Source organism: Roseicella sp. DB1501, assembly GCF_013112485.1.
In the GTDB taxonomy this organism is placed as follows: Bacteria; Pseudomonadota; Alphaproteobacteria; order Acetobacterales; family Acetobacteraceae; genus Paracraurococcus.
Genome location: NZ_JABFHG010000003.1, coordinates 507,535 through 519,936, shown reverse-complemented (window position 1 = coordinate 519,936; position 12,402 = coordinate 507,535). Strand labels below are relative to the sequence as shown.

Annotated in this window: 5 protein-coding genes; 4 read left to right on the top strand and 1 reads right to left on the bottom strand. The window is 75.0% G+C overall.

Features of this window, described 5'->3' with window-relative positions; all coding sequences use genetic code 11:
• The first annotated feature begins 55 nt into the window (after window positions 1-55).
• Window positions 56-1,012: an OmpA family protein gene (locus HJG45_RS29380; protein WP_171611678.1), complete on the top strand. Its 957-nt coding sequence runs from the start codon at window positions 56-58 to the stop codon at window positions 1,010-1,012.
• A gap of 636 nt (window positions 1,013-1,648) precedes the next feature.
• Here the strand turns inward: HJG45_RS29380 and HJG45_RS08625 are convergent.
• Complete coding sequence (locus HJG45_RS08625) at window positions 1,649-2,080, bottom strand: hotdog fold thioesterase (RefSeq protein ID WP_171611677.1); 432 nt, start codon at window positions 2,078-2,080, stop codon at window positions 1,649-1,651.
• A gap of 248 nt (window positions 2,081-2,328) precedes the next feature.
• On the opposite strand from HJG45_RS08625, the gene HJG45_RS29375 reads away from it, so the two are divergent.
• Genes HJG45_RS29375 through HJG45_RS08610 form a run of 3 tightly spaced genes read left to right on the top strand, consistent with a single transcriptional unit; the run spans window position 2,329 to window position 12,292 of the window.
• Window positions 2,329-3,609, top strand: a complete 1,281-nt coding sequence (locus tag HJG45_RS29375; protein ID WP_217362867.1) for a glycosyltransferase family 1 protein — start codon at window positions 2,329-2,331, stop codon at window positions 3,607-3,609.
• Between the two features lie 8 nt (window positions 3,610-3,617).
• Window positions 3,618-10,964, top strand: a complete 7,347-nt coding sequence (locus tag HJG45_RS08615) for a type I polyketide synthase (RefSeq protein ID WP_171611675.1) — start codon at window positions 3,618-3,620, stop codon at window positions 10,962-10,964.
• Window positions 10,961-12,292, top strand: a complete 1,332-nt coding sequence (locus HJG45_RS08610) for an aminotransferase class I/II-fold pyridoxal phosphate-dependent enzyme (protein ID WP_171611674.1) — start codon at window positions 10,961-10,963, stop codon at window positions 12,290-12,292. The genes HJG45_RS08615 and HJG45_RS08610 overlap by 4 nt, the downstream gene beginning before the upstream one ends.
• Window positions 12,293-12,402 lie beyond the last annotated feature (110 nt).

Below are 12,402 nucleotides of genomic sequence, written 5' to 3'. Positions count from 1 at the left end.
GTCGTGGTTTGAGATCGCGCGCCGGCCTCCCAAACCTACTGGGCGGGATCACGATGTGAAAAAGAAGGATGGGTGGGACAAGGCCGATATCATCGGCAAACTCGTTGCCGGGATCGGGCTGGCTGGCGCTATTGGTTACCTGAATTTTTCGTCTCAAAAAGACCAGAACGAAGCTGTCAGACGGAACGCCCAGGAGCAGGTCGAGGCAGTTCGTCGAAGCGCTCGGGATCAGGCGGAACAGGCCGAACGAACGCTGCGCACCCAAGCAGTTTTTGATTCACTACAGTTAAAGCCTGGAGACCCAGAAGTTGGCATTTTACAGTCTTACGTAGATAACTTGAAGATGGCTATGCTTTTTGACAAGGCAAGCTTGGAGCGCTTCCAAGAGATCGAGCAGCAGTTTGGGCCATGCCAAAATGATTTTTCGGAAGCCTGTCAACGGCGTGCAGCGGCGGCAGTGAGCGCAATTCGAAAATATCTGGGGAAGGAAGACGCTTCGGAAGACCTTTTAAGGTCCTATCTGTTCGGTAATAGAATGGGTGAACTTCTGCAGCGTGCCCTTCAGTCTGGCACACCCTGGCCACCGATCGAACGTGAACCAGCGCCCATGCCGCCGATCGCCGCGCCAGTCAGTCCTCGCCCTCCGGCGCGAACTTATCTGGTCTTCTTCGATTCAAATTCGGCCATTCTAACGAGCCGCGCGAAAGAGATCATCGCCGAGGCTGCCCAAAATTGGTCAAGGATTCCCGGCGCAGTGATCGACATCGCGGGCCACACCGACACCCGCGAAGGTCGTCGCGGAGCACAGGCGCTCAGTGAAGCACGCGCTAATGCGGTTGTCGCCGAGTTCAAAGCGCAAGGCGTTCCCGAAGATCGCATCCGGGTCGCGGCATACGGCGCGCGCCGGCTGCTCATTCCGACTCGGCCCAATGTCGCCGAGGCACAGAACAGGCGCGTGGAGATCGTGCTGAAGGATCGTGAGGCGGGCGATGGTGCTGCCAGAGAGGATTGAACTCTCGACCTCTCCCTTCAAACCACTTCGACTTTCGTCGCCCCTTTCGGGTTCGTGGTCTGGACTATCCCTTCACCGTGGGCCGAAGCCTTTAGGTGCCACCCGTCTAGTCTCTACACCTTCCCCTTTCGGGGCTTGGCTCGGGATTGCCATCGGCTCGCGCCGGAAGGTTTCCCCGACTTTGGGCGGTTTACGTCCCGGCGTTTCCGCCGGGCGAGGCAATGATACCAAGGGAGTGCTCTACCACTGAGCTACGGCAGCGTACCGATACGACCTTTCGTAGTCTCTCTTTCCAGAGAGGATATCCGACACACGTAGGCTTCTAACCCATTCGACCGCCTAGCGGAACCCAACCGTAGAGCACTTTGTTACCAAGGGAGTGCTCTACCACTGAGCTACGGCAGCGGACCGGCCCGGAAGCCCGCGCTGTCTAACGGCTCGCCCCCCGCCGCGCAACCCCTTCACGTCGGGCGCCCGAGGCCGGACACGCCCCCTGGCAGCAGGGCAACCTGCCAGTAAGCATTTCTAACGCAACCTCTCCCTCGAGACGCGGGGCAGGATGCCGGCCGCGGATGAGGAGCCGGTATGGCCTGCCCCCGCCCGCCACGGCACGCCCCAGCCCCCCGTCGCCTCCCCTCACCCGGCACGCAGCTTCCGCACCACGGTGGTGAGGCGGGAGACGCAGCTCAGCCGGCCATCGCCGCGGCGGATCTCGATGTGCCAGACCTGCACGCTGCTGCCGAGCTGCAGCGGCCGGCACAGCGCCTCCACCACGTCGCCCTTGTGCACCGGCGCCAGGTGGTTGGCGTTCACCTCCAGCCCCACCACGGTCCATCCCTCCTCCAGCGCCAGCACGCCGCAGGTCGAGCCGATCGTCTCCGCCAGCACCACGCTGGCGCCCCCGTGCAGGATGCCGGCCGGCTGGATGTGGCGTTCGTCGACCGGCATCGTGGCGCGGGCGAAATCCTCGCCCCATTCGACAAACCGGATGCCGAGCAGGCTCGGCAGCGTCCCCGCATGCGTCGCGGCATATTGCTCCGGCGGCATCGCCCGCTTCCACACGCCCATGCACCCTCTCTCCCGCTCGCGCGCCGGCCAGGATGGGCCGGGGCCGGCGCGTGTCAAATGACCATCAACCAAAGGGCGGCATTTCTCCATCTGGTTGACAATTCCGTTACAGTTCAGCAAGAAATCCGATGAGGCATCCCGATCGATCGGCCCTGCCGGACACGGCCTCCCGAAACCTCGGGCGGCTGGCCGGACCACCGGGGCGCCTCGCCCGTGCAGCGCCGTCCGGCACAGCGAATGGGGCCCCCGTGCACGTCCTCCTCGACGTTTCGCGTCTTCTGCTCTGCGTGCATCGCACTTCTCCCTCCGGCATCGAACGGGTGGAATACGCCTATGCCCGCCGCTGGCTGGCGCGGCCGGCCGAGGACTGCACCTTCACCGCCCAGAGCGTCTGGGGGCATTTCGCCGCCCTGCCGCGGGAGGGCGTGGCCGCCCTGCTCGACGCCCTCGACGAGGTCTGGGACCGTGGCACGCCGCAGCGCCGCGGCCTGCGCCGGGCGCAGCGCATCGCCCTGTCGCTGCAGGGCCGGCTTGCCCGCGGCGGCGGCCGACTCGCGCTGCGCGCGCGGCTGCGCCGCCATCCGGGCGCCGTCTTCCTGCTCGTCTCGCATCACGCGCTCGACCAGCGCGCGCCGATCGCGGCACTGCGCCAGGCCGGGGCGCGCTTCGTGCCGCTGATCCACGACCTGATCCCGCTCACCCATCCGGAATACACGCGGGTGCCGCAGATCGCCCGGCACGCCGCGCGCATCGCCAACACCGCGGCGCTCGCGGACGGCATCATCGTGAATTCGGCGGCCACCGAATCCGTGCTGCTCGACCATCTCGCCGCGCATGGCCGCGTGCCGCCGATCGCCATCGCGCCGCTCGGCACGCGGGCGATGCGCGCCCCGGCACCCGCCCTGCCGACCGAGCCCTATTTCGTCTGCATCGGCACCGTCGAGCCGCGGAAGAACCATCAGCTACTGCTGCATCTCTGGCGCGACTTCGCCGCCGAGGGCCGCCGCGGCCCGCGCCTGCTGCTCTGCGGCCGCCGTGGCTGGGAGAACGAGAACGTGCTCGACCTGCTCGAGCGCTGCACCGCGCTGCGCGGCCCGGTGCGCGAGCTCGGCGCGGTGCCGGATGCCGAGATGACGGCGCTGCTCGCCGGCGCCCGCGCCCTGCTCTTCCCGAGCTTCGCCGAGGGCTTTGGCCTGCCGGTCGCCGAGGCGCTCGCCCTCGGCGTGCCCGTTCTCTGCAGCGACCTTCCGGCGCTGCGCGAGGTCGGCGGCGCCGTGCCCGACTATCTCGACCCGCTCGACGGCCCCGGCTGGCGCCGCGCCATCCTCGACTACGCCGAGCCCGACAGCCCCGCCCGCGCCGCCCAGCTCGCCCGCCTGCCGGGCTGGACGGCGCCGAGCTGGAGCGCGCATTTCGATGAGGTGGACGCCTTGCTTGCGCATGTGACCGCAGAGGCGGAGCCGATGCTCCCCGAGTCCCCGCGGCGCCCTCGCGGCGAGCCCTCCCTCGCCGGCGCCACGCCAGCATGAGCGCGGGCATGACGAACGGCGCGGCGCGGCGCGGCCCGGGGCCCATCGCCATCATCGGCGCCGCCTGCCGGCTGCCGGGCGCGCCGGACCTCGCCGCCTACTGGCGCCTGCTCGCCGAGGGGCGGGATGCCGTCACCAGCGTGCCGGCCGACCGCTTCGCCCAGGCCGCCTTCCTGCATCCGCGGCGCGGCGAGCCGGGCAAGTCCTACACCTTCGCTGCCGGCACGCTCGGCGACGTCGCCGGCTTCGATCCCGGCGCCTTCGGCATCTCGCCGCGCGAGGCCGCCGAGATGGATCCGCAGCAGCGCCTGCTGCTCGAGGTCGCGGCCGAGGCGATGGAGGATGCCGGCCTCGCTCCCGGCGCGCTCGCCGGCAGCCAGGCCGGCGTCTTCGTCGGCGGCTCGCTGACCGATTTCGGCGACCTGCGCCAGGCCGATGCTGCCGCCGCCGACCGCTACTTCATGACCGGCGGCGCGCTGTCGATCCTCGCCAACCGCATCGGCAACGTCTTCGACCTGCGCGGCCCGGTGCAGACCATCGACACCGCCTGCTCCTCCTCCCTCGTCGCCCTGCACCTCGCCTGCGAGGCGCTGCGCGCCGGCCGCGCCCCCATCGCGCTGGCCGGCGGCGTGAACCTGCTGCTCTCGCCCTATCCCTTCATCGGCTTCGCCCGCGCCGGCATGCTCTCGCCCCGTGGCCGCTGCCACGCCTTCGATTCCCGCGCCGACGGCTATGTGCGGGCGGAGGGCGCCGGCCTGGTCCTGCTGAAGCCGCTCGCCGCCGCCCTGGCGGATGGCGATGCGATCCGCGGCGTGATCCTGGCGAGCGGCGTCAACGCCGCCGGCCGCACCATGGGCATCTCGCTGCCCAGCCAGCCGGCGCAGCAGGCGCTGCTCGAGCAGGTGCTGGCCGAGGCCGGAATCGACCCCGCGCGCATCGGCTATTTCGAGGCGCATGGCACCGGCACCGCGGCCGGCGACCCGATCGAGGCGACGGCGATCGGCAACGCCATCGGCCGCCGCCGCGGCGGCGCCGCGCTGCCGATCGGCTCGGTGAAGACCAATATCGGCCATACCGAGCCGGCCTCCGGCATCGCCGGCCTGCTGAAGGCGATGCTGGTGCTGCAGGAGGGCCGGATCCCGCCCTCGCTGCACCACGAGACGCCGAACCCGGCCATCGACTTCGCCGGACTCGGCCTGCGCGTCGCCACCAGCCTCGAGCCGTTGCCGAACCGCCAGCGCGCCGTCGCCGGGGTGAACAGCTTCGGCTTCGGCGGCACCAATGCCTGCGTGCTGCTCGGCGCCGCGCCGGCGCCGAAGCCGGTGGCGGAGACGCCCGCCCCGCTGCCGCCGCTGCTGCTCTCGGCCCGCAGCGCCGGCGCCCTGCGCGCCCTGGCGCAATCCTGGCAGGCGCGGCTGCAGGCGAGCCCGGCCGCGGCCCTGCCGATGCTGCTGCGCGGCGCGGCGCGGCATCGCGGCCCCTGGCCGCACCGGCTTGCCTTGCGCGGCGCCGATCCGGCGGGCCTCGCCGCCGGTCTCGCCGCCTGGCAGGCAGGCGAGGCGACGCAAGCCCCCGCTCCCACCGCGGTGCAGGGCCAGGCGGCGCCCGGCCAGGGCATCGCCTTCGTCTTCAGCGGCAACGGCGCGCCCTTCCCCGGCATGGGCCAGGCCCAGCTTGCCGCCAACCCGGCTTTCGCGGCCGCCATCGCCGAGGCCGATGCCGCCCTCGCCCCGCTGCTCGGCTGGTCGGTCGCGGCGCGCCTCGCCGCCGGCGTCACCGCCGAGGAGCTCGCCGGCAGCGAGGTCGCCCAGCCGCTGCTCTTCGCCATGCAGCTCGGCATCGTGGCCGCCCTCGCCGCCGAGGGCATCCGCCCCGCCCTCTGCCTTGGCCACTCGGTCGGCGAGGTCGCGGCGGCGACCGTCGCCGGGCTGCTGCCCCTCGCCACCGCGGCCCGCCTCGTCACCGCCCGCAGTCGGCACCAGGCCACCACCCGCGGCGAGGGCCGCATGGCCGCGCTCGGCGTCTCGGTGGAGGCGGCCCGCCCGGTGCTGGCCGGGCTCGGCGCCATCGCGGGCCGCGGCGTCGAGATCGCCGCGGTCAACGCGCCCGAGAGCCTCACCGTGGCCGGCCCGGCGCCGCTGCTCGCCCGCCTCGCCGAGGCGGCGGCGGAGCGGCACTGGAGCTTCGTCGGCCTCGATCTCGACTACGCCTTCCACAGCGCCGCCATGGACGGGCTGCGCGAGGGGCTGCTGGCCGACCTCGCCGGCCTCGCCGCCACGCGGCCGGGGCGGCCGATGATCTCGACCGTCACCGGCGCGCCGCTGGCGCCGGAGGACTGCACCGCCGACTACTGGTGGCGCAACCTGCGCGAGCCGGTGCAATTCCGCGCCGGCATGGAGCGCGCCCTCGCCGAGGGGCCCTGCCTGTTCCTCGAGATCGGCCCCAACCCGGTGCTGCAGGGCTATCTGCGGGAGACGCTGCGCGCCGCCGAGGCGGAGGCGGCGGTGCTGCCGAGCCTGTCGCGCCGCGACCCGGCGCCCGATCCCTTCCCCGGCATCGCCGACCGCGCCTGGATCCTCGGCGCCGATCCGCGCTCCGGCCCGGCCTTCGCCGGCCCAGCGGCGCGGCGCGGCCTGCCGCACACGCCCTTCGACCGGCAGCCTACCTGGTACGCCCCGACCACCGAGGCCGCGAATGCCATCGGCCCGGTCGAGGAGCATCCGCTGCTCGGCTTCCGGCACGGCGCCGAACCTGGCGAGTGGACCCGCCACATCGACACCGCCCTCGATCCCTGGCTGGCGGACCACCGCCTCGCCGGGCAGGCGGTGCTGCCCGCCGCGGCGATGTGGGAGATGGCGCTCGCCGCCATCCGCAGCCGGCATCCGGAGGCGCCGGCGCTGGAGCTGCGCGAGGCGGCGATCCACCAGCCCCTGCCGCTGGAGGCGGAGCAGGCGCGCGAGCTGCGCGCCCGGCTCGACCCCGCCGGCCGCTTCACCCTCGAATCCCGCCGCCGCCTCACGCCCGAGCCCTGGACGCTGCACCTGGAGGGTGAACTGGCGGTGCTGCCGGACCTGCCCCCGTCCGGCCCGCCAGCGCCGGTGCACGGCATGCCGCTGGAGGGCGAGGCGGTGCGCGCCCTCGCCCTCGCCGCCGGGCTGCATTACGGGCCGGCCTTCGAATCCCTCGACCATGCGGTGATCGATGCCGGCGCCGGCCGCGCCGTGGTGCGGCTGCGTGGCCCGGTGGCGGCGCCCGCCGACGGCCCCTGGCTGCTGCACCCGGCGCGGCTCGACGGCGCCCTGCAGGGGCTGGTCGGGCTGCTCGCCGGGCAACCGGCCGAGGCCGGCAGCGGCCTCGTCCCGGTGCGGCTCTCCCGCCTGGTCTGCCGCCGCGGCGCCGGGCCGATCGAATCCGCCGAGATCCGGCTGACCCATCGCGGCGAGCGCAGCGCGGCGGCCGAGCTGCTGCTGCGCGACGCGCTCGGCACGCCGGTCGCGGTGCTGGAGGGCTGCACCCTGCAGCGCATCCGCCTGCCCGGCCGCGCCGATGCCGCCGAGGGTGCCTTCCACGTCGCCCTGCAGCCGAGCCTGCCCCTGCCGGGCCAGGACGGCGCCAGGCGTCCCGCCCTCGCTCCCAGCCTGGAAGCGGCGCGGCGGCAGGATGCGGCGCTTGATCTCGGCGAGGCCTCGATCCTGCTGGAAGGCTTCTCCGCCGCCGCCGCGCATGCCGCGCTCTCGGCAAGCCCCTCTGGCGGGCCGCAGGCGCGGGCGCTGCTGGAGGAGCTGGCCAAGGGCGGCCTCGCCGCTCCCGGCCCCGCCGGCCTGCGCCCGGTGCCGGATGCCGACCTGCCGCCGGCGGTCGAGATCTGGCGCCAGGTGCTGCTGGAACAGCCCGCCCTCGCCGCCGACCTCGCCTGGGTGGCGCTCGCCGCCGAGCGGCTGCCGCAGGCGCTCACCGATTGGCAGGCGCCGGCGGAGGCGGCCCTCGCCGCCGATCCGCCGCCGCAGGGCGCCGGCCAGGCCCGGCTCGGCGTCGTGCTGGCCGAGGCCGTCGCCGCCTTCGCCAATGCCTGGCCCGCCGGCCTGCCGCTGCGCGTGCTGGAAGTCGGTGCCGGTCCCGGCCCGCTGACCGCCCGGCTCGCCGCGACGCTCGCCGCCTCGGGCCGGCATGTGCGCTTCGCCGCCGCCGCCCTGCCCGGCCGGCCAGCGCCCGGCCTGCCGGCGCCGGCGGCCAATCTCGACTATGCCGCGGCGAGCTGGGACCCGCTCGGCGGCGAGCCGCCGCCGCTCGCCGCCGACCTCGTCATCGGCCTCGCCCCCGGTGCCCGGCTGCGCGCCGGCCCGCTGCTGCCGGAGGCGCTGCGCCAGGCCGCCGCCCCCGGCGCGGCGCTGCTGCTGGTCGAGCCGCTGCCCGGACCGCTGCTCGATCTCTGCTGCGGCCAGGATCCGAGCTGGTGGTCGGCGCCGGGCGGCGCCTCGCCGCTGCCTGGCTTGGAAGCCTGGCAGGCCGCGCTCGCCGCCGCGGGCTGGGAGGAGGGCAGCGCGCTGACGCTCGCCGCCGCGCCCTGGCCGGCGGCGCTGCTCGCCGCCCGCGCGCCGGAGGGCGCCGCGGTGCTGGCGGCGCCGACGCTGCGCCGCATCGCCCTCTTCGCCGATGCGGCGATGGCTGGCTTCCGCCCGGCCCTCGCCGCCGTGCTGCAGGGGCGCGGCGCGACCGTCGCCCAGCACGACCTGGCCGAGGCCGCCCGCACCCCGCCATCGGCGCTGCAGGGCAGCCTGGTGGTCGCGCTGGCCGGCGGCGGGACGGAGCTCGCCGCCAGCCTCGCCGCGCTCGGCCGCCTCGCCGCCGCGGCGGAGGCCGCGGCGAGCGGCTTCCGCCTCGTCACCCGCGGCGGCCAGCAGCCCGAGCGGGGGCAGCCTGGGCGGGGGCAGCACGATCCCGCCGCCGCCGCCCTCTTCGCCCTCGGCCGCGTGCTCGGTAACGAGCATCCCGCGCTGAAGCCCCGCCGCATCGACCTCGATCCCGGCCTGCCGACCGAGGCCGCCGCGCGCCGCCTCGCTGGCGAGCTGCTGGCCGAGGGGGATGGCGAGGCCGAGGTCACGCTCACCCGCGCCGCCCGGCTGGTGCCGCGGCTGCAGCCCGGCCTGCCGCCGCCGCCGCCGCCCGCCGGGCCGGCCTTGCTGCGCATCCGCCAGCCCGGCCAGCTCGGCACGCTGCACTGGGCGCCGCTCGACCTGCCGGCCCCCGGCCGAGGCGAGGTGGCGCTCCGCATCGAGGCGGCGGGGCTCAATTTCCGCGACCTGATGTGGGCGCAGGGCCTGCTGCCGGAGGAGGCGCTGCTGCCCGGCTTCGCTGGCCCCGGCCTCGGCATGGAATGCGCCGGCATCGTCGAGGCGGTGGGCGAGGGCGTGCCCTTCCGCCCCGGCGACCGGGTCTTCGGCGTCGCCCCGCGCGCCCTGGCGACCCATGCCGTGACCCGCGCCGAGGCGCTGGCGCCGCTGCCCGCCGGCATCGAGGCCGGCGCCGCGGCGACGGTGCCGGTCGCCTTCATGACCGCGGTGCATGCGCTGGAGGAGCTGGCGCGGATCGAGCCGGGCGAGCGCGTGCTGGTGCATGGCGGCGCCGGGGCGGTCGGCCTCGCCGCGCTGCAGGTGGCGCTGGGCGCCGGCGCCCGCGTCGCGGCGACGGCCGGCAGCCCGGCGAAGCGCGCCTTCCTGCGCGCCGCCGGCGCCGAGCTGGTGCTCGACAGCCGCGATCCCGGCTTCGCCGATGCGCTGCGCGGCCACTGGCCGGATGGCGTGGACGTGGTGCTGAACTCGCTGGCCGGCGAGGCGATGGAGCGCTCCATGGCGCTGCTGCGCCCCTTCGGCCGCTTCCTCGAGCTCGGCAAGCGCGACTTCGCCGAGAACCGCCGCGTCGCGCTGCGGCCGATGCGACGCAACGTCACCTGGTTCGCGGTGGATGTGGACGAGCTGCCGCGGGCGCGGCCGGCGCTTGCCTCGCGGCTGCTGCGCTCCATCGCCGACCGGCTGGAGCAGGGCCGCTTCCGCCCGCTGCCGGCGACCGAGCATGCCGCCGCCGAGGTCGAATCCGCCTTCCGCACGCTGCAGGCGAGCGGCCATATCGGCAAGCTGGTGGTGCGGCCGCCGGCGCCGGCCGCCCTGCCGCGTCGCGTCCGGCCGCTGCGCGACGCCGCCCGCGGCACGGTGGTGGTGGTCGGCGGCACCGGCGGCTTCGGCCTCGCCACGGCGCGCTGGCTGGCGGCGCAGGGCGTGCGGCACCTCGCCCTGCTGTCGCGCCGCGGCGCGGCGACGCCCGGCCTCGAGGCGGCGATGCACGAGATGGCGGCGCAAGGGGCCGCGGTCACGCCCGTCGCCTGCGACGCCACCAACCCGGCCGCGCTCGCCGCCGCGCTGCGCGGCATCCGCGCCGGCCTGCCGCCGATCCGCGGCGTGGTGCATGCCGCGGCCAGCATGGCCGATGGCGCGGCGGCGGCGATGGAGCCGGCGCGGGTGGCGGAGGTGCTGGCGGCCAAGCTGGCGGTCGCCGAATCGCTCGACGCCCTCACCGCCGAGGATCCGCTGGCGCTGTTCCTGATGTTCGGCTCGGCGGTGGTCGCGGTCGGCAATCCCGGCCAGGGCGCCTATGTCGCCGCCAATGCCGGGCTGGAGGCGATCGCCCGCCGCCGCCGCGCCGCCGGCCGGCCGGCGCAGGTGGTGGCCTGGGGGCCGATCGCCGATGCCGGGATGCTCGCTGGGGAGGCGGCGACCGCCGCCATCCTCGCCCGCCGCCTCGGCGCCACGCCGCTGCCGGCCGCCGAGGCGCTGGCGACCCTGCCCGCGCTGCTGGAGGCCGGGTCCGCCCCGGGGCCGGCGGTGCTCGGCCATGCCCGGCTCGCCTGGGGCGAGGCGCGCGCCGCGCTCGCCATCCTCGACGAGCCCTGCTTCGCCGCGGTGCGCGGCGCCGCCGCGCCGGCCGGCGATGCCGCCGACCTGAAGGCGCGGCTGCGGGCGGCGCCGGAGGCCGAGGCGCTCGGCCTGCTGCGCGAGGCGCTGAGCACCGAGCTCGGCCGCATCCTGCGGCTGCCGCCGGGCGCGGTGCCGGCCGAGGCGCCGCTCAGCGGCCTCGGCCTCGACAGCCTCGGCGGCATGGAGCTGCGGCTCGGGCTGGAGCAGCGGCTCGGCATGCCGGTGCCGCTCTCGGCGGTGACCGACACGCTCACCGTCGACAGCCTGGCGAGGCGGCTCGCCGGCAGCTTGCGCAACGCCCAGGCCTCGGAGGAAGCGGCGGTGGAAGCGATGCTCGCGGCGCATGAGCCGCCCGCCCCGGCGGAACCGGCCGTGAGGGCGGCATGAGCGGCGGCGCCAGGCAGGGCTTCGGCCTCTCGGCCAATGCCCGCGCCGCCCTGCTGCAGCGCCTGTCGCGGCGCAGCGGCGAGGCGGCGGAGGCGGCGCCTGCGGAGAGCCCGGGCCGCGACCTCGCCACCCTGCCGGGGCTGCGCGACCTCGAGATGGTGCGCCAGGCCGGCGCCGCGCTCGGGCTGGAAAGCCCGTATTTCCGGGCGCATGAGGGCGTCGCCGGCGCCCGCACGGCGATCGGCGGCGCGCCCTACCTGAACTTCGCCTCCTACAATTATCTCGGCCTGAACGGCGATCCGCGCATCACTGCCGCGGCCAAGGCGGCGATCGACCGGCACGGCGTCTCCGCCTCCGCCTCCCGCCTCGCCTCGGGCGAGCGGCCGGTGCATGCGGCGCTGGAGGCGGCGCTCGCCGCCAATTACGCGGCCGAGGCCTGCCTCGCCTTCGTCAGCGGCCATGCGACGAATGTCACGGTGATCGGCCAGATCATGGGCGCGCGCGACCTGATCCTGCACGACCAGCTCATCCACAACAGCGCCGCCGAGGGGGCGCGGCTCTCCGGCGCCCGGCGCATCGCCTTCCCGCACAACGACTGGCGCGCCGCCGAGCGCGAGCTGGCGGCCAACCGGCGCCGGCACGGCCGGGCGCTGATCGTCATCGAGGGCCATTACAGCATGGATGGCGACGCGCCCGACCTCGCGCGCTTCGCCGAGATGGTGCGGCAGCACGACGCGCTGCTGATGGTGGACGAGGCGCATGCGCTCGGCGTGCTCGGCGAGACCGGGCGCGGCAGCTTCGAGCATTGCGGCGTGCCGCCGGATGCGGTGGATATCTGGATGGGCACGCTGTCGAAGACGCTGTCCGGCTGCGGCGGCTACATCGCCGGCCGGCAGGTGCTGATCGACCTGCTGCGGCATGCGGCGCCCGGCTTCGTCTATTCCGTCGGCATGGCGCCGGCGCTCGCCGCCGCCTCGCTCGAATCGCTGCGGGTGATGCAGGCGGAGCCGTGGCGGGTGCAGCGGCTGCAGGCGAATGCGGCGCTGTTCCTGGCGGTGGCGCGCGAGGCGGGGTTCGACACCGGCCCCTCGGCCGGCCTCGGCATCGTGCCGGTGATCCTCGGCAGTTCCGTCGCCGCGGCACGCATGGCGGCGGCGCTGTTCGAGGCGGGGGTGAACGTGCAGCCGATCCTCTTCCCCGTGGTGCCGGAACGCGCCGCGCGGCTGCGCTTCTTCCTCTCGGCCGAGCATACGGAGGAGGAGATCCTGCGTACCGTCGCCACCATGGCCGCCGCCCGCGACGGCACGCCCCTCGCCCGCGCGGTGTGAGCACGCAGGTGCCCGATCCTGCCTTCTCCCGCAGCCCTGCCGCGGCAAAGCCGCGGCAGGCCGTGACGCCCCTGGGCCCTTTCGCGAATCACGGGGCCCCCGCGGCGGCG

What these genes read in the sequence shown, in the direction of transcription:
- HJG45_RS08610 (WP_171611674.1), top strand. Translation starts at nt 10,961, where the DNA reads ATGAGCGGCGGCGCCAGGCAGGGCTTCGGCCTCTCGGCCAATGCCCGC.
- HJG45_RS08625 (WP_171611677.1), bottom strand. Translation starts at nt 2,080, where the DNA reads ATGGGCGTGTGGAAGCGGGCGATGCCGCCGGAGCAATATGCCGCGACG.
- HJG45_RS08615 (WP_171611675.1), top strand. Translation starts at nt 3,618, where the DNA reads ATGACGAACGGCGCGGCGCGGCGCGGCCCGGGGCCCATCGCCATCATC.